The 16498-nt window shown below is 56.4% G+C and carries 13 protein-coding genes; 9 read left to right on the top strand and 4 right to left on the bottom strand.

What is annotated here, in order from left to right:
- The first annotated feature begins 119 nt into the window (after positions 1-119).
- The 4 genes from AB1644_11785 (at position 120) to AB1644_11770 (ending at position 6132) form a co-directional block, all read left to right on the top strand.
- A complete protein-coding gene (locus tag AB1644_11785) occupies positions 120-662 on the top strand; it encodes a GNAT family N-acetyltransferase (protein ID MEW6051723.1) in 543 nt (180 codons plus the stop codon).
- A 73-nt stretch (positions 663-735) separates the two neighbouring features.
- On the top strand, positions 736-1287 hold the full coding sequence (locus tag AB1644_11780; GenBank protein ID MEW6051722.1) for a DUF4416 family protein: 552 nt from the start codon (positions 736-738) through the stop codon (positions 1285-1287).
- A gap of 159 nt (positions 1288-1446) precedes the next feature.
- Positions 1447-2718, top strand: coding sequence for a UDP-N-acetylglucosamine 1-carboxyvinyltransferase (gene murA / locus AB1644_11775; protein MEW6051721.1), 1272 nt, complete (start codon positions 1447-1449; stop codon positions 2716-2718).
- A gap of 96 nt (positions 2719-2814) precedes the next feature.
- Positions 2815-6132 carry a hypothetical protein gene (locus tag AB1644_11770; GenBank protein ID MEW6051720.1) on the top strand — a complete coding sequence of 1106 codons (3318 nt, stop codon included), beginning with the start codon at positions 2815-2817 and terminating at the stop codon, positions 6130-6132.
- A gap of 466 nt (positions 6133-6598) precedes the next feature.
- On the opposite strand, the gene AB1644_11765 is transcribed toward AB1644_11770, so the two are convergent.
- The gene (locus tag AB1644_11765) at positions 6599-9124 is read right to left on the bottom strand and encodes an ATP-binding protein (protein ID MEW6051719.1); all 2526 of its coding nucleotides are present in this window, start codon (positions 9122-9124) and stop codon (positions 6599-6601) included.
- 157 nt (positions 9125-9281) lie between these two features.
- On the opposite strand from AB1644_11765, the gene AB1644_11760 reads away from it, so the two are divergent.
- Entirely contained in the window at positions 9282-9788 is a 507-nt protein-coding gene (locus AB1644_11760; protein ID MEW6051718.1) for a GNAT family N-acetyltransferase, read from the top strand.
- A 34-nt stretch (positions 9789-9822) separates the two neighbouring features.
- Here the strand turns inward: AB1644_11760 and AB1644_11755 are convergent, their stop codons facing one another.
- Both AB1644_11755 and AB1644_11750 read right to left on the bottom strand, forming a co-directional pair.
- Complete coding sequence (locus tag AB1644_11755; protein ID MEW6051717.1) at positions 9823-10581, bottom strand: hypothetical protein; 759 nt, start codon at positions 10579-10581, stop codon at positions 9823-9825.
- 194 nt (positions 10582-10775) lie between these two features.
- Positions 10776-11666: a hypothetical protein gene (locus AB1644_11750; protein ID MEW6051716.1), complete on the bottom strand. Its 891-nt coding sequence runs from the start codon at positions 11664-11666 to the stop codon at positions 10776-10778.
- Between the two features lie 130 nt (positions 11667-11796).
- Here AB1644_11750 and AB1644_11745 point away from each other — a divergent pair, with 130 nt between their 5' ends.
- From AB1644_11745 to AB1644_11730, 4 genes are all read left to right on the top strand, one after another.
- The gene (locus tag AB1644_11745; GenBank protein MEW6051715.1) at positions 11797-13026 is read left to right on the top strand and encodes a sensor histidine kinase; all 1230 of its coding nucleotides are present in this window, start codon (positions 11797-11799) and stop codon (positions 13024-13026) included.
- Positions 12998-13648 (top strand): response regulator transcription factor, encoded by a 651-nt coding sequence (locus AB1644_11740; protein ID MEW6051714.1) that lies wholly within the window; start codon positions 12998-13000, stop codon positions 13646-13648. The genes AB1644_11745 and AB1644_11740 overlap by 29 nt, the downstream gene beginning before the upstream one ends.
- A 189-nt stretch (positions 13649-13837) precedes the next feature.
- Positions 13838-15055: an ammonium transporter gene (locus AB1644_11735; GenBank protein MEW6051713.1), complete on the top strand. Its 1218-nt coding sequence runs from the start codon at positions 13838-13840 to the stop codon at positions 15053-15055.
- A gap of 2 nt (positions 15056-15057) precedes the next feature.
- On the top strand, positions 15058-15810 hold the full coding sequence (locus AB1644_11730; protein MEW6051712.1) for a hypothetical protein: 753 nt from the start codon (positions 15058-15060) through the stop codon (positions 15808-15810).
- 481 nt (positions 15811-16291) lie between these two features.
- Here AB1644_11730 and AB1644_11725 read toward each other — a convergent pair.
- The coding region (locus tag AB1644_11725) for a hypothetical protein (GenBank protein ID MEW6051711.1) at positions 16292-16498 on the bottom strand (207 nt) is incomplete at its 5' end.

Here is a 16498-nt window from a genome sequence, read left to right as displayed (position 1 = left end):
ACTGGTGGCGAAGGTTCTGGAGGGTGTGAAGTTCACAGACGGGATTGAGGACAGGAACACGAAAAACAATCAGATCGAAAAGCACGCTGCTTGAAAATCAAATTTACACAACTCTTGACATGAGCTCCATTGTCCTGAGAAAACTCCAAAAAGCCGACGCCGAAAATCTCAGAGTCCTGTTGAAAGACGGCACGATCTCTCGCTTCACCTTCGTGCCGCACCCGTATTATCGACGGCATGCTGAGGTATTTATCAGGCAGACACAGACGTGGGCACGATTACGGCGCGGGTATCATTTTGGCATCGAACTGAATGAAACGCGTCGCATTATCGGTGTAGTGGCCATATTTCGGATCGACACGATTCATCGCAGCGCCGAGCTCGGCTGTTGGCTTGGGCAACCGTACTGGCGACAAGGACTGATGACCGAGGCCATGAAAACCGTTATCCGTTTCGGCTTCCGAGAACTGCATCTTGAGCGAATATACGCACACGTCTTTGTCGAAAATGTCGCATCACAAAGAATGGTCGAGCGGTGCGGACTTCAGTGCGAAGGCCTCTTACGACACCGTCATCGCCGGCGCGGCCGCTGGCACGACAGCTTCCTGTATGCGATACTTCGCGGTGAGTTTCGGATGAGACAACACGCGGTGTCGACCTGATCAGGTCGCTGCAATTTTCGTCCGATGCGAAGTTTTTGTTGCCTTTTGGCGTCTGCAGGCCAAATATCGCACCATGGCGCGAGTACAACGACCGGAACCAGGACGATTGGTCATCTCCGTTACCCACTCGTCTCTTGATGCTTTGAGCGATGCCCTGACCATGCTGGAAAAACGGTTTGGACGGGTCCAGTTTGAAACCAGCGATATACCTCATTCCAACGGCAAGCTGTACGCCGAGGAGATGGGGAGCCGGCTCCAGCGGCGGTTCTTCTCATTTGAGAAACCGGTCCCTCGCGAGGACTTGGTTGATATCAAAGCCGCCTGTCACCGGATTGAGTCGCAATTGGGGGACCACGTTGATGACTTCACCTTCAGAACGGTCAACGTCGACCCCTGCATTCTTACCGCATGCAGTCTGGTGATGGGGTGTCACCGTGAGTACGGACACCGGATCTATATTCGCGATGGTGTTTTCGCCGAACTGGTCCTGGTCTATTCGCGAGGGCAGTATGTTCGCCTGCCCTGGACCGATCCGGACTTCTGCCACGACGACGCCATCGACCTGTTCATCCGCACGCGCGAGAGCCTGGGGATTCTGGCCGAGCCGATTGATATTCCCACGTGATTCGATGAGTCGAGCCTAAACCTCCACTTTCTCACCCTTGACCGGTTTTTTGCTTCCCTTTTTGAAGAGGGCTCGTGAAATTGGCAGGCGCTGGATTCTGTCCACTGGCCGATGCAAAAAACGGAACAGAATCGCCCAGACAGGTTAGAAAGGGTTAGCATGGACAAATTCGTAATCCAGGGACCGGCCGTCCTGAAAGGGAAGGTTCGGGTTGACGGTTCGAAAAACGCCGCCCTCCCGATCATCGCCGGGGCCCTGCTGATACAAAAGGGAGAGTCGGTCGTCCGCAACATCCCGCCCCTCCGCGACATTTACACCATCATCGACATGCTCAAGTTCCTTGGTGCCAGAGTCACGTACGATGCCAAGGCCGAAGTGATGACCGTCAACGCCGAGAAACTTACCGAGACCACCGCGCCGTATGATTTGATGCGGCAGATGCGGGCGTCGTTTCTGGTGCTCGGTCCGATCCTGGCTCGCATGGGCGAGGCCAAGGTCTCGCTGCCGGGCGGCTGCTCTCTCGGAGCAAGACCGGTCGATTTTCATATTAAAGGGTTCGCAAGCCTCGGGGCGAAGATATCCGAAGAAGCCGGTTACGTTATTGCCGAAGGGAAGCCCTTGACGGGAGGCCAGATATACTTCGACCGGCCCTCCCATACCGGAACCGAAAACATCATCTATGGCGCCGTGTTCGCAAAGAACAAGACGGTCATTATCAACGCCGCCTGCGATCCGGAAATAATTGATGTCGCGGAATTTCTCAACAAAGCCGGAGCTAAGATCCATGGTGTCGGCACGCCCGAGATCACCATTGAGCCGGTGAAGAGGCTGCAGGCGGTCGAGCATACTGTGTCTGGAGACCGCCTCGTCGCCGGTACCTATGCTTTCGGCGCCGCTTTGACCGGTGGTCAAGTGGAGATGACCGGTATTGATCCGACCCAACTCACTATGGTGAACCACAAGCTTCGCGAACTCGGCTGCGAGGTGAAAACCGCCAGGAACGGCATCACCGTTAAGGGCCCCAAGAAACTCCAGCCGGTTTCGGTCACGACATTCCCCTATCCCGGTTTCCCTACCGACCTTCAGGCCTGCATCATGGCCGCGGCCTGTATCGCCACGGGAACCTCCCATATCAAGGAGACTGTTTTCGTAGATAGGTTCTCTCATACGATGGAACTGCGGCGTCTGGGCGCCGACATCAACGTGTCCGCCTCCGAGGCGATTGTGAATGGAGTCGAGTCGTTGCGTGGAGCCGAAGTGATGGCACCGGATATCCGCGCCGGGGCCGGTATCGTCCTGGCGTGCCTGGCCGCCAGGGGACGGTCGGAGATTCTTCGCGTCTACCATGTCGACCGCGGGTACTATCGGCTCGAAGAACGGCTTTCATCCCTTGGTGCCGATATAACAAGAGAGAAGACTTCCGCTGTGTAGCCGAGGACCATTGGTTCACGCGGCGGCCGGACCAGGCAGAGATCATATTGAATTTCCGCCTCCGGTCGAGCGTCATTGGTTGGAAAGGTGACAGACATGACAAAACAGATCGCTCGCTGGCTGGGGCTCTTTCTCCTGCTTGTGGCCGCAGCCGGATCGGCGCAGGAAGTTCAGTTCGGCAAAAACAAAGTCCAGTACAAGAACTTCGACTGGAGCTATATTCAGTCACGCCATTTCGACATCTATTTCTACGAGAACGCCTACCCGACGGCCAAATTCGCCATGACCGTCATGGAGTCGGCCTATGTCGATATTTCCCGAGAGCTCAATTACAAGATCCAGCGCCGCGTGCCGGTGTTCATCTATAACTCGCATAACGACTTTCAGCAGACCAATATCATCCCCGACCTCATCCCCGAAGGGGTCGGCGGTTTCACCGAGGTGTTCAAGAGCCGGATCGTCATTCCGTTCACCGGCTCGTACGAAGATTTCCGCCACGTGCTGCATCACGAACTCACCCACGCCGTCGTGTACGATATGCTCTACGGCAACATGTTCGGCTCGCTTTTGTCACAGCGGCGGCTGTTCAATCTCCCGCTCTGGTACGCGGAAGGGTATGCGGAATACTCGTCCCGCCACGGGTGGGATTATTTCTCCGATATGTTCGTCCGCGACGCCACCGTCAACGGCTACCTCACGCCGCCTCAGTATCTCGGTGGGTTCCTTGCCTACAAGCAGGGACAGGCGATGATCAAATTCATCGCCGATAAGTACGGCGAAGAGAAGCTGGGAGAGATTTTACAGAAGGGGAAGATCCACCTCACCATGGGCCGTACCCTCAAGGCGGCCATAGGCGTAGATGAGGAGGAATTGTGGGAAGCGTTTGCCAAGGAAATGAAACGGCGCTACTGGCCGGAGATTGCCCAGCGCAAGGAAGCCGATGAGATCGGCAAACAACTCACGCACGCCCGGAAGGATGGCTCCTATTTCAACGAGCAGCCGGTCTATTCGCCGGACGGCGACAAGATCGCCATTTTCACCGACAAGTCAGATTACACCGAGATTGTCCTTCTCTCCGCCCTCGACGGCAAAGTGCTGGACCGGCTGGTCAAGGGGGAAAGGTCGGGCGATCTGGAATCGCTGCACAGCTATGTTTCCGGCATGTCGTTCTCGCCCGATGGCCGCAGCATCGCGTTTGTGGCCAAGTCGGGTGGCCGCGACGCCATCATGCTGCTCGACATTAACAACAAGCATATCTATCGACGGAAGAAGCTGAACTTCTATAACGTGCATTCCCCCGCCTGGTCACCGGACAGTACCAAGATCGCGTTCAGCGCGCTCGACGGCTACAAGCGTGACCTGTATATTTTCGACCTCGCCACCGACCAGATCCGGAAGTTGACCGATGACCGGTTCGATGATTTGGATCCGAGTTGGATGCCCAATTCGAGCGCACTGGTGTTTGCGTCCGACCGTCCGCACGACGGCGTACCTGGGCTTGACCACCTCGGTCAACCGTTCGATGCGGCCAAAGGATTCCGGCCCGGTGATTTCGCCTACGGCGATTACAACCTGTTCTCCATCGATATCGCATCCTCGCGCATTTCTGCGATGGAAGTCGGCCCGGGTACAAATCGGATGCCGATGCTGTCACCTGACGGGAAGAAGGTTGCCTTCATCTCCAACCGCAACGGGACCGATAACGTGTATGTCGCCTATCTTGATTCCTCCAGATACTTTGCCGTGACCGACCTGCTGACCGGCGCGCGCTCGATGTCCTGGTCTCCCGACGGCCAGAAGATCGCGTTGTCCGCATTTTACCAGGGAGCGTTTGACATATTTGTCCTCAAAGACCTGATGCCGGTCGGCGATAACGGCGTCCTCAAGTCAACGGACTTCGTCCTCGGCAAGTACAATTTCCCGAAAGGACTTGCCGGCCCGCCGGTGGCTGTCACCGACAGCGTTGTCAAGACGCAGCCCCCGGCGATCGCGCCAGTCCCGCCTGATACGTCGGCATCAATTACGCCACCGAGTGATTCCACTCTTCTCGCTGTCACTGATACGAGTAAGAGTGATACGGCCACAACCAAAGCGACTGCCGATTCGACCACCGCTGCCCGGACCGACTCACTGTCGGGCAAGACCGGCATCTATGGCGACGAATATGTGTACGTCAGCAAGGCGCGTAAGAAGGACCCGCTTGATTCCCTGATGCAGGACATCACCTCCGACACCAATATCGCCAAAGGTCCCATGACCGAGCCACCTTCTTTTGATTCCATCCCCGGTGCATTACCAAGCGGCGAGTATGAGATCAAGAAGTACAAGGTGAAGTTTACGCCTGATTACGTGGGGGGCGGCTTTTCCTACAACACGTTCTTCGGGCTTCGCGGACAGTCCTACTTCGTGTTCTCTGATTACCTTGGGAACCACCAGATCTATCTGGCCACCGATCTGGTCAACACGATCGATCAGTCAAACGTCCAGGCATACTATTTCAATAACACGCGGCGCACCAATTTCGGCGGCGGGATATTCCACACCAAGAACTATTATCTGGACAGCTACGACCACCTGTTCTCGGACCGCTTCTACGGCCTGCAGTTCTTCGTCAGTCGCCCCAAATCGATGTTCAGCCGCATCGAGTTGATCGGCGCACAGTACTTCATCGACCGGAAGTATTATGATTTCGATGACCCTCGTTCGGATCGCAGCTCCAAAGTGACCACCTTTGCGATCTCGTACGTCACGGACAATATCCTCTGGGGATACACCGGACCGATCAACGGCCGCCGCGCCAAGGTAACTTTCTCCGGCGGCGTCAATCTTTTCGATGCCAACGATATCGAGTTCTATTCCACTGAGATTGATTGGCGGAAGTACTGGCACCTCGGCAAGAATTTCTCAACGGCTATCAGGCTCGCCGGCGGCGCGTCATTCGGCAAGACGCCTAAGATGTACTTCCTCGGCGGGACCACCAACTGGATCGGCAGACGCACTCTGGAAGCCAAAGTATACGATGTCGAGAACTTATATTTCGCCGACGTGGTCACACCGCTTCGCGGACAGGATTTCTACGGTCTTTCCGGTGACCGGTTCGGTTTGATAAACGCCGAGTTCCGATTTCCTATGATCCAAATTCTGGCCATGCGGTTCCCGCTGCCGATAGTCATAAGCAACGTCAACGGCGCCATCTTCACCGATATCGGCGCTGCCTGGACCGGCAATCATTTCAAAGGCGGTACCAGCGAGGGCGGAAACAGACTTCAGGATATCAAGACCGGATTCGGCTTCGGCATGCGGGCCAACTTGTTCGGATTTGTCCTGTTGCGCTATGATCTGGCCTGGTCGACCGACTTCTATCGCGTCTCGGATAAACCGACCTACTATTTCTCGCTTGGTGCGGATTTCTGAGCTGAGACACGCACATCGTCTCTTACAACAAGAACGGCCGGCTTGTGCCACACCTAAAGGTGTGGATTGTCCGTTACAGGCAGTGAACCATCGGACGGCTCCTCAGCAGGATCGCACCTGTTAGTCACGTCACAAAAAAACGGCCGGTGAAAACCGGCCGCCACGTGTGTTCGTTGGTCGGGCAGCTATTTCTTATGCACGGAGCACAGCCTGGCCCGGCCGTCGGTGAAGCGCTTGCACTGCTTCCCGTTCTTCGTTTTGGCCGCGCAGCGCAACCGTCTTGCCCCACGAGCCGCCTTTCTTGTTGCTTTCTTAGCTTTGCGCATTGAACAACCTCCTAAGACAAAGTGTTCATGCCCATCATACCATCATGCACAACACTGTCAAGTAAAAAAACGGTATCGGCGATTTCGCTCACCATGAACAACCCGTTCGTATCGAACGGAACGCTGAGCGAGTGCACCTGCTACCCTTTTCGTGACCTCTTCTTGCGGGCGATCGGGCGTCTTGGTCTGACACGCCTGGAGTTCTTCTTGTCGTTGTTGTTGTGTGCTTCGCGCCCGAACCGCTCGAAGGTGAGCGCCATTTCGCGAAGTTTATGATCCGCCAGCGCGAACACCGATTTGGGCGTGAACTTCCCCTTCGGCATCCGCTCGCCCCCGGGGGTGCCGGTAAGCAGGCCAATCCCCTCGCTGATACTCTTCACCGGATAAATATGAAATCTCCCGGCTTTGACAGCATCCATGACATCCGGCCGAAGCATCAGGTCCTGCACGTTTTGATGCGGAATGATCACACCCTGGTCGCCGGTCAAGCCGCGCGACGAGCAGACATCGAAAAAGCCCTCTATCTTCTCGTTGACGCCGCCGATCGGCTGGATCTCGCCTTTCTGATTCACGGAGCCGGTGACCGCGATCCCCTGCTTGATAGGCAGACCGGTCAACGACGATAAAATGCCGTAGATCTCGGTCGACGACGCCGAGTCGCCGTCAACACCACTATACGATTGCTCGAACGAGATCGATGCCGACATAGTCAGCGGCTTGTCCTGGGAGAACATCTCGCGAAGGAACCCGCTCAGGACGAGGACACCTTTGTCATGGATCGGGCCGGACAGGTCCGCCTCACGCTCGATATTGATCACGCCCGCTTTCCCCAGCGACGTGTTCACGGTGATACGGCTTGGCCGGCCAAACGCATACTCACCCACATCGTATACCGACAGTCCGTTGATCTGCCCTACCGCCGAACCGGTGGTGGAGACCAGGAGCATCTCCTTGTCGTACATCTCCTGTATTTTGTCTTCCACGAGGTTCACCCGCTGGCGTTTCCGGATGATGGCCGTGCGCACATCCGCGCGCGTGACCATGTCCCCCTGCCGCTCCGTCGCGCAGAACGCCGCCTCGCGCACCATGTCGGCGATGGCCGTAAAACGGACGCTCAGTTTGTCGCGATGTCCCGCCAGACGGCGGCCGTATTCCGCCACCGCCTGCATGCCGCTCAGGTCGAACGGCGGCAGTTGATCCTGATCGGCGATACGGCGTATGAAACAGTAATAGTCCTTGAGGTTCTCGTCGGAGAGCGGCATGACACTGTCGAACTCGGCCTTGATCTTGAATATTTTCTTGAAATCCTCGTCCAGCCGCCAGAGCATGTTATATAGATACGGCTCGCCGATTAGCACCACTTTGACATTCAGCGGTATCGGTTCCGGCTTGATCCCGGACCCGGCCATCATGTAGAACGGGTCATAGCCGGTGATCTCGAGCTCGCCGTTGCGCAGTGACCGTTTGAGCGGCCACCAGACACCCGGCTCGCTGAGTAGATCGAACGCGTTGATCACCAGAAAACCTCCCGATGCCCGGAGAAGCGAACCGGCGAAAATGCGGGTGAAATCGGTGCGCCAGTACCCGAATCGGTCCACCACACGTTCGAGTGAACCAAACAGATTCTTGTAAGAAGGAGATTTCTCGATGATGATCGGCACCTTGTCGGCCTCGGTATTGTCCAACAGCAGATTGACCGAAAACTCCTCGAACGGTTCCCGTTTCCGATACGGGGGCGCTTCTTCCTCGCCCCGTCTCGGCTGAGCCTCCCGAAATCGGTCCAGGTCCCCCGTCAGCGCCTCCTGCACCTCATCCAGATACAGCACCACTTTTTCTTCGGGATACCGCTTTTTGAGCAAATTCACTTTATCGGCCACGAGCGGCGCCACCATCGAATAATTCAGTTTGTCGATCGCTTCTTCCAGCTTGCCACTCAGCTTTTTGGATTCTATCGTCGTGACGTCGAAATCCCGGCGGAGACTGTCCCATTTACGCCGGAGTTCATCGAGCTGGGTGGCTGCGAACTTCCCTTGTTTGGAGAGGTGTTCAAGTTTCTCCATTGAGGCCGGCTCGCCATCGACCAGCGGCTGAATTTCGTTGCGGACACCCAAACCGGCCTGGATCTGCACCATGACGAACCCGGCCGTGTTCAGTTTCTCCTCGAACTCGGAGATCAGTTCCTTCTGGCGCGTGTCGTACTCGCGCATCAAACGATTACTGCGATCCTTGTACTCCTCGGAGAGAAAAATCTTGGGAACGACCTTCCTGATCGAACTGATCAGGTATTCCATGTCCTTCTTGAACCGTCTTCCCTCGCCCGCACCGAAAACCAGCGCCCGCGGGTTATCGTCGTTCTTGAAGTTGTTCACATAGCACACGTCGAACAACTCCGGCTTCTGGTGATCGAGCTGTTCGAGCAGGTGTTTGATGGTGGTCGTGCGGCCGGTCCCGCCCATGCCGGTCACAAAAATATTGTAACCCTTGGTGCGGACATTGAGCCCCAGCTTGATGGCATTGAGCGCCCGCCCCTGACCCAGTATCTCATCACACGGGGGGACATCATTCGATGATTTCGCATTCGGCGGTCTATAACTGACATGGTAATCGATCTCGTCGTAGCGTAGTTCGCGCGCCACCCCGCTGGTGGGACGTCTGGCTTTCGGCATCATGTCCTCCGTCAAGTCAATCTATTACCAAGCAATATAGAGTGCTCGACATGCGGTGGCAAGTTAATGCCCGGTCCGTGTATCGCACAGCCGACCCCTTGCGTCTCGGGCAATATATCATTTCATTTCAGTTGTCACCGTTTAGGGAATCAGATCTATGACCAGCTCAAATCGACCGGATACAGAAGTACGGATCGTCGAATTTCACAACAAGTACGCCCGGCAGTTCCGCGAGCTCAACTATGACTGGCTGGAGAAATACTTCACGGTGGAGCCGTTCGACCGGATCGTGCTCAACGACCCGTACACCCGGATAATCAAACAGCACGGTCACATCTTCTTCGCCTTGATGGACGATGACGTCGTGGGGACCTGCGCGCTACTGAAGCACACGGACATGAAGTATGAATTAGCCAAGATGGCGGTTCTGCCGGACCAGCGCGGTCGGGGGATCGGGCGAATGCTGGCGCAGGCAGCGATCGACAAAGCCCGCGCTTTGGGCGCCGAGTCAATCGTGCTCGCTACTAGTGATCTTCTGCCGGCTGCCAATCATTTGTACATGAGCCTGGGATTCCAGCACGCTGACCCTTCGGTCATCGGCCCCCTCCCGTACAAGCGCAAATCGATCGTCATGGCGATGAAACTAAAAGGCAGGACCGCGTGATGGTCCTGCCTCGAATATCGTGCCGATTCTGTTGTTACTTGGATGGTGGCAGCGTCACTCGAACCGGCTGCTGAGTCGTGAACGTCACCGTTTGTCCGGGAACATATTTGAGATTCTGGCGGCCGGTTGCAGCAGCCGCGCCTGTCCCTGCAGCAGCACCCACAGCCGCACCGATCACCGCGCCCTTTTTGTCTCCAGCAATAGCGCCGATCACCGCACCTGCGGCCGCACCGCCACCAATCATTCCAACCTCACGCGCCGTGTGGCTACGCCCCTTCTCGTAAAACGCATCGGTTACCACCGGATGGCTCTGCCCGTCCGCCAGCACCACTTCTTTAACCGTGAACTCCATCTCCGGCGATGTTTTCATCGTTCCCCCCTTCACCAGCTTGGTGATCACCAGGCTTGCTTGCGCGCCTTCAGGAATAAGTACTCGTCCGTCCATGGTGACAGCCTTGGCCACCGTGCCCGTGAACTGGTCGCCAACCACGTTTTCATTGGTCTGCACGGTATCTGCGAGCGCTATTTGCACTTGCGTACTCTCTGGAATTGTGATCACCACCGGCTTCGGCTTGGGAGCCGGAGGAGGCGTGTTCGATTGTGATTTGGTCTCTTCTTCGTTCGCCTGGGCAACCTCCTTGCCCGATTCGTCGGCCTGCCTTTGCGCAGTTGCCTGCAGCGTGTCAGCGTCCCCTTCCTTTGAACCCTCCTGACTATCCTTGCCGCAACCTATGAGAAGGATCGCCAATACCAGCAATGCTGACAGTGCAATAATGAATGATGTCCGTTTCATATCTCCTCCTAGTGATATATAGAGAGCCTGTATCTACTTTATACGCCGTACATAAGGTAATATCGGTGGAGCGGCAACCAAAAATGAGGACGGTTTTTGCGGATTCATAGCTCGCACTTGCTCACCGCAAGGCAATCTATTTAGACGGCCTGCGCTGACTCACCAGCAGCTTCAGGCGTACTTTCACTGCATGATCATTTCGATTCGGAGCCGACTGCAGCCAGCCGAGCCTTCAGCCATACTTCCTGTTTCTTGGGCATGCCCTTGCCCATCCTGCCGCCCTCACGCGGTCCCCCTTGACCACCCGGCCCACCGCCTCCCGGCATGCCACCCCCCATACCGTCCCCCATCCCGCCGATCTCAAATCCCCCTTTAGGTCGGTCCATTTTGTCTCTGTCGAGCCCTCCCCACAGAAATCCGACACTTACCGGCTCGTCCGGTTTTGCCCCGAGTCCATAGTTGAGAACGGCAGTCTCCCGGAGCGGCACACTGAACTCATAGACGAAAAAACCCTCTTCCTCGCCGAACGCAGCGCTCGGCCCTTCTCTCCCATCAAGCGGAATCTGCTTTTCCGCTATTCGATCCTTCTGGAAACAGACCAAGGTCGTCTCGGCCGCTCGTCTGCCTCCCGGCCCTTCCTCCATACCCATCCCTGGCATTGGCCGTTCCCGATCCCGGCGAGAGGAGTCACTGACCAGCGCCTGCATTTCACCGGGGCCGGGGCCACCCGTGAACTTAAGCATGAACTCCTTTTTCTTTTTCCCCTTGTTGTCCAGCCAAAGCGTGAGCCCGCCACGCCGAATTGCGATGGCCCATTGCGGATTGCGAAACGTCAACACGACATACAGATTCTGCGAATCATTGCAGAGGCCGACACTCGCTTCAGGCTCCTTCAGAAATCCGATCGCCCCGGCCGGCCAATCCGACCGGTGACCGTCGACAACCATCGCGTCTGTGGCCCACTTCGATGTCGTCTCCACGTCGGCACCAAAGGCGGTAGCTGCCGATGTCATCAGCAGTAAAGTGGAAAGCTGCACCAGCAACCTGAACATCCTGTTGTTCACCACAATTCCCTTCATTTTCATACGAGCGTCTCCCGGCCAAATACCTTCCTATAACTCCATGTTATACCGTTCGCCTATCGGTTGGTTCCTAAACATAGCGAACCGACGCATCTTACTACAGTGCCGACTTCGGACTATCTTAGTCATAGCGATGACGAATGATATTCTGCACCGTTTGCGCGAGCGTGTCAAGGAATTGACCGCCCTTCACGCCACTGCCCGCATTCTACAGGACGAAAGCAAGCCGCCATTGCAGGTCATGAGCGAGATTGTTACGCTGATACCCCCGGCCTGGCAATACCCTGAGATTACCGACGCGCGGATTCGATTCCAGGCGCTTGAAGCGGCCACTCCGGGATTTAACGCATCACGATGGCGCCAGCGTGCCGATTTTGTGGTGCGCGACGGGCAGCGCTGCAGCGTTGACGTATTCTACCGCGAACCCCGGCCTGATGCCGACGAAGGCCCATTTCTTAAGGAAGAACGGGATCTGATTGAATCGCTTGCCGAAATGCTTCGGTTCTATTTCCAGCATATGCTTGCGGATGAGGCGTTGCGTCAAGCTCACAACCACCTTGAGGACCTGGTAGGGGCGCGAACCGAAGAACTTCGGCAGGCCAACCTGGCTTTGCAGGGGCAGATTGGCGAATACCAGAAAGCGGAGGTGAAAATCGCCGCGTATCAGAGACAGCTTCGGCAACTGACGTCGGAACTCACGCTGACCGAGGCACGGGAACGACGAGCCATAGCTGCCGATCTTCACGACCACATCGGGCAGGCGCTATCTTTTATCAAGATGAACATCTCTCAGTTCAGAGGAAACGCCATTTTCTGCGGCTTTGAAGAAAAGATCGATGAAATCATGTCGTTGCTCGATCAGACCATTCACTACACGCGCAATCTCACCTTTGAGATCAGTCCGCCCGTCCTATATGAGCTGGGACTGGAGGCGGCTGTCGAGTGGCTGGCCGAACGATTCCAGCGAAGGCATGGACTGCAGGTCAATGTCAAGCGGTCGGTGCCGATTGTTCGTTTGGACGACGAGATTGAGATCACCCTGTTCAAATCGGTCCAGGAACTGCTTACCAATGCCGTCAAACATGCCCGCGCCGAGATAGTCTCAATAACCATTCAGGGCCACCCGGACCGGATCGAGATAGAAGTCTCCGACAATGGCTGCGGGTTTGACATGGCGGCGGTCGACTTCGGTACCTTCGCCGACGAGCACTTTGGCCTGTTCAACATCAAAGAGCGGCTTAATTATCTTGGGGGACGAACGAACATCCGTTCCGTCTTGGGAGAAGGAACGACCGTTTCGCTCATGGTGCCGCATCGCTCAAAAGGAAAGTCACATGAAGCTGAAAATACTGCTGGCGGATGACCACCGGTTGTTCCGCGATGGTCTGCGCACGCTCCTGATACAACAGTCGGACATGGAGGTGGTGGGCGACGCTGTCGATGGACCGGACGCGGTTGTCAAAACCCGCGAGATTCGTCCGGACATTTTGCTTATGGACATCTCGATGCCGGAGTTGAACGGAATCGAGGCGACACGGAAAATTCTCGCTGAGAACGCCGGCATTAAGATCATTATTCTGTCCATGCACGCAGATCAGCGGTTTGTGGCGGAATCGCTCCGCGCCGGCGCGATGGGGTATGTCCTCAAAGACAGCGCCATCGATGAGCTTCTGGCAGCCATCCGTACGGTCGCACGCAATCAACGATATCTCTCGCGCACTATAGCCGATGTGGTCATCGAGGACTACATCGAGCTGAGCCGGGAACGCCCCGCCTCCGCATATACTGTCTTAAGTCCGCGCGAGCGCGAGGTGCTGCAGTTGCTCGCCGAGGGTCGAAGCACCAAGGAAATCGCCGCACAGCTTGACGTGAGCATCAAGACAATCGAGTCTCACCGTAAGCAGATCATGGATAAGCTCGACATCCACAGTGTTGCCGAACTGACCAAATACGCGATCCGTGAAGGCCTCACCCCTTTGGAGTAGTTGACACCGCGTCCAAACCGTCCAGTTCCCAGTCTTCATCCCTCTGACACTATCCGCCCGAGCATTTCAGCTAAGGCATTTGGCGCCCCAACGTAGGGGTTTCCCCGATTGTCACACCTTAAGCACTTTGTTACATTTTTCACAAACTAACTGGTGATTTTACAGGCAATCTCAAACCGGAGGTTGAAGATGTTTGATACCGGCAATACCGGCTTCATGCTCGTAGCAACCAGCCTGGTCATGCTGATGACGCCCGGGCTGGCGTTCTTTTATGGCGGCCTGGTCGGCCGCAAGAACGTGCTGACGATCATGATCCAGAGCTTCGTCTCGATGGGGGTCACCACAATCATCTGGTGGGCCTACGGATACTCGTTGTGCTTCAGCGGCGGCGATGGTGTTATAATAGGCAATCTCGACAAAGCCTTTATGATCGGCGTAACCCTCAACACGCCGTCCCCGTTCGGATCCGGCAATATCCCCGAATTTGTCTTTATGGCGTACCAAATGATGTTTGCCATCATAACACCTGCGTTGATCACCGGCGCATTCTCGAATCGTGTCCGGTTCGGCGCATATTTGATGTTCCTGGTTGGCTGGCTCACACTCGTCTATTTCCCGTTCGTCCACATGGTTTGGGGCGGAGGACTCCTAGCCAAGCTCGGCGTGCTGGATTTTGCCGGCGGCATTGTCGTGCACAATATCGCCGGGATGGCGGCGCTGGCCTCTGTGTTGTATGTGGGACGACGGCGCGTGGGCGATAGTGTCCCTCACAGTATCCCGCTGGTTGCCCTCGGCACCGGCCTGCTTTGGTTCGGCTGGTACGGTTTCAACGCCGGCAGCGAGTTGGCTGTGGACGCCGTCACGGGTGTGGCGTTTCTCAATACCGATATCGCCGCTTCGTTTGCCGGCCCGGTCTGGATGCTGCTGGCGTGGATCTTCGAAAAGAAACCCAAATTCCTCGGTCTTCTGACAGGCGCGGTCGCCGGTTTGGCCACCATTACACCATGCGCAGGATATGTGACGCCAACGAGCGCTGCCATCATTGGCATTCTCGCCGGTGTGGTCTGCTACTTCGCCGTCAACCTCAAGAATCGCTTGAAATGGGACGATGCCCTCGATGTCTGGGGCGTGCACGGAGTCGGCGGAGCGCTTGGGGTCATTCTGCTCGGCCTCATGGCCAGCAAGGCGGTGAATCCGGCCGGAGCCGACGGCCTCTTCAATGGCAATGGAAGCTTCTTCATGATCCAGTTGTTGACGGTCATCGGGTCGTCCATCTATGCCTTCGGATTCACTTATATCATGCTGTTCATCATCAACAAAATCACCCGCGTCCGCACTACTGAAGGCGAAGAAGAGCGCGGCCTCGATGCCTCACTGCACGGCGAAACTGCCTACGAAGGAGTGTGACCATGAAGACGAAACTCACAACAATTCTGTCACTAATTCTCTTGACTCTTGTGGGATACAGCTCTGCATTCGCAACTGCTTCGACCCATATATGGGCCCCCTCGACCGATGTTCAACCGTATAAGCTCGTCCATGTCACGTGCGATATGTATCTGCCTGCAGAGCACGACGCTTTCGGCAACACTCTTCCGGCCGTAACCAACATCGGCTTGACCATGGGCATACTGCCGTTCACGAAATTCAACATGGAGATCGGGTTCGACCACAAGTCCGGGCTTGGTCTGCTCGATGCTTACCCGCTCTATGGCAACGCTAAAGTCGGCATTCCTGAAAACGCTTTCGGCAACATCTCCCCCGCGCTCGCGGTCGGCGTGTACGATGTCGGCACCAAGTCGGACATGACCGACTACAACGTTTTCTATGCCAAGGTTGCCAAGAGCTTCACTGCGAACGGGACCTCCCTGGGACGGTTCTCGGTCGGCTATTTCTCCGGCAATGACAAGCTCCTGCTTGACCAAAACGGCGAGAAGGACAACTCCGGCTTGCTGGCCGCGTGGGAGCGGACCATGACTGAACTATCCGACAAGCTCTGGGTCTGCTGCGAGTACATGGGGACAAACAGTGCCTATGGTACATTTAACGTGGGCGCCTCATGGAAATTCGCACCGAATGTCGCTGTGATCGGCGCCTACGATCTATTCAATAACAGCGACCTGGCTTCGACATTTACGATGCAGGTTGATATCGATATCTGATTATTCCAGTCCCTGCCGCGCATAACAACGCGCCCCGGCCATGCCGCAAAGGGGCGCGTTTTGTTCATCTCAGAAGTGCGAACACTTAAACCCACCCCAAGGGGCGGGGTACCCCACCGCTCGCGATGGGCGCGCTGTGGCCTGACACCATACGTTGTCATTCCGGCCGTCGAGAGCCGGAATCCAGCCTCTGCCCCATCGCCGGTTCGAGCGAAGACGAGAACCGGCGGACCAAAGATTTGCGTCTCGTCTGCGCTCGACGCGACGACAACAAAGGGGCTGTCTCGACGTCAGTTCGAGCGAAGACGAGAACCAAGCAGCAAACCGGTAGGCCGACAGCCCGCGTCTGGACTGCGCTCGACGCGACGGAAAGGATTGTCACATCGTCTCGGCCTTCGGTGGAATCACCTCACCATGGCGCTATCGGCAGAACCAGAAGCGGTTCTGCCCTGCGGCTCCTGTGGCCTGACACCACACGTTGTCATTCCGGCCGCCGAGTGCCGGAATCCAGAACATAGGCACTGGACTGGACCCCAGCTTTCGCTGGGGTGACACACTCGAGCGGGGTACCCCACCGCTCGCGATGGGCGCGCTGTGGCCTGACACCATACGTTGTCATTCCGGCCGTCGAGAGCCGGAATCCAGCCTCTGCCCCATCGCCGGTTCGAGCGAAGACGAGAACCGGCGG

This window comes from Candidatus Zixiibacteriota bacterium (genome assembly GCA_040753875.1).
GTDB lineage: Bacteria > Zixibacteria > MSB-5A5 > GN15 > FEB-12 > DATKJY01.
Note: the sequence above shows the minus strand (reverse complement) of the source record. Positions and strands in the feature narration are given on the sequence as shown.

What these genes read in the sequence shown, in the direction of transcription:
- AB1644_11745 (MEW6051715.1), top strand. Translation starts at nt 11,797, where the DNA reads ATGACGAATGATATTCTGCACCGTTTGCGCGAGCGTGTCAAGGAATTG.
- murA (MEW6051721.1), top strand. Translation starts at nt 1,447, where the DNA reads ATGGACAAATTCGTAATCCAGGGACCGGCCGTCCTGAAAGGGAAGGTT.
- AB1644_11740 (MEW6051714.1), top strand. Translation starts at nt 12,998, where the DNA reads ATGAAGCTGAAAATACTGCTGGCGGATGACCACCGGTTGTTCCGCGAT.
- AB1644_11765 (MEW6051719.1), bottom strand. Translation starts at nt 9,124, where the DNA reads ATGCCGAAAGCCAGACGTCCCACCAGCGGGGTGGCGCGCGAACTACGC.
- AB1644_11730 (MEW6051712.1), top strand. Translation starts at nt 15,058, where the DNA reads ATGAAGACGAAACTCACAACAATTCTGTCACTAATTCTCTTGACTCTT.
- AB1644_11735 (MEW6051713.1), top strand. Translation starts at nt 13,838, where the DNA reads ATGTTTGATACCGGCAATACCGGCTTCATGCTCGTAGCAACCAGCCTG.
- AB1644_11780 (MEW6051722.1), top strand. Translation starts at nt 736, where the DNA reads ATGGCGCGAGTACAACGACCGGAACCAGGACGATTGGTCATCTCCGTT.
- AB1644_11755 (MEW6051717.1), bottom strand. Translation starts at nt 10,581, where the DNA reads ATGAAACGGACATCATTCATTATTGCACTGTCAGCATTGCTGGTATTG.
- AB1644_11760 (MEW6051718.1), top strand. Translation starts at nt 9,282, where the DNA reads ATGACCAGCTCAAATCGACCGGATACAGAAGTACGGATCGTCGAATTT.
- AB1644_11750 (MEW6051716.1), bottom strand. Translation starts at nt 11,666, where the DNA reads ATGAAAATGAAGGGAATTGTGGTGAACAACAGGATGTTCAGGTTGCTG.
- AB1644_11785 (MEW6051723.1), top strand. Translation starts at nt 120, where the DNA reads ATGAGCTCCATTGTCCTGAGAAAACTCCAAAAAGCCGACGCCGAAAAT.
- AB1644_11770 (MEW6051720.1), top strand. Translation starts at nt 2,815, where the DNA reads ATGACAAAACAGATCGCTCGCTGGCTGGGGCTCTTTCTCCTGCTTGTG.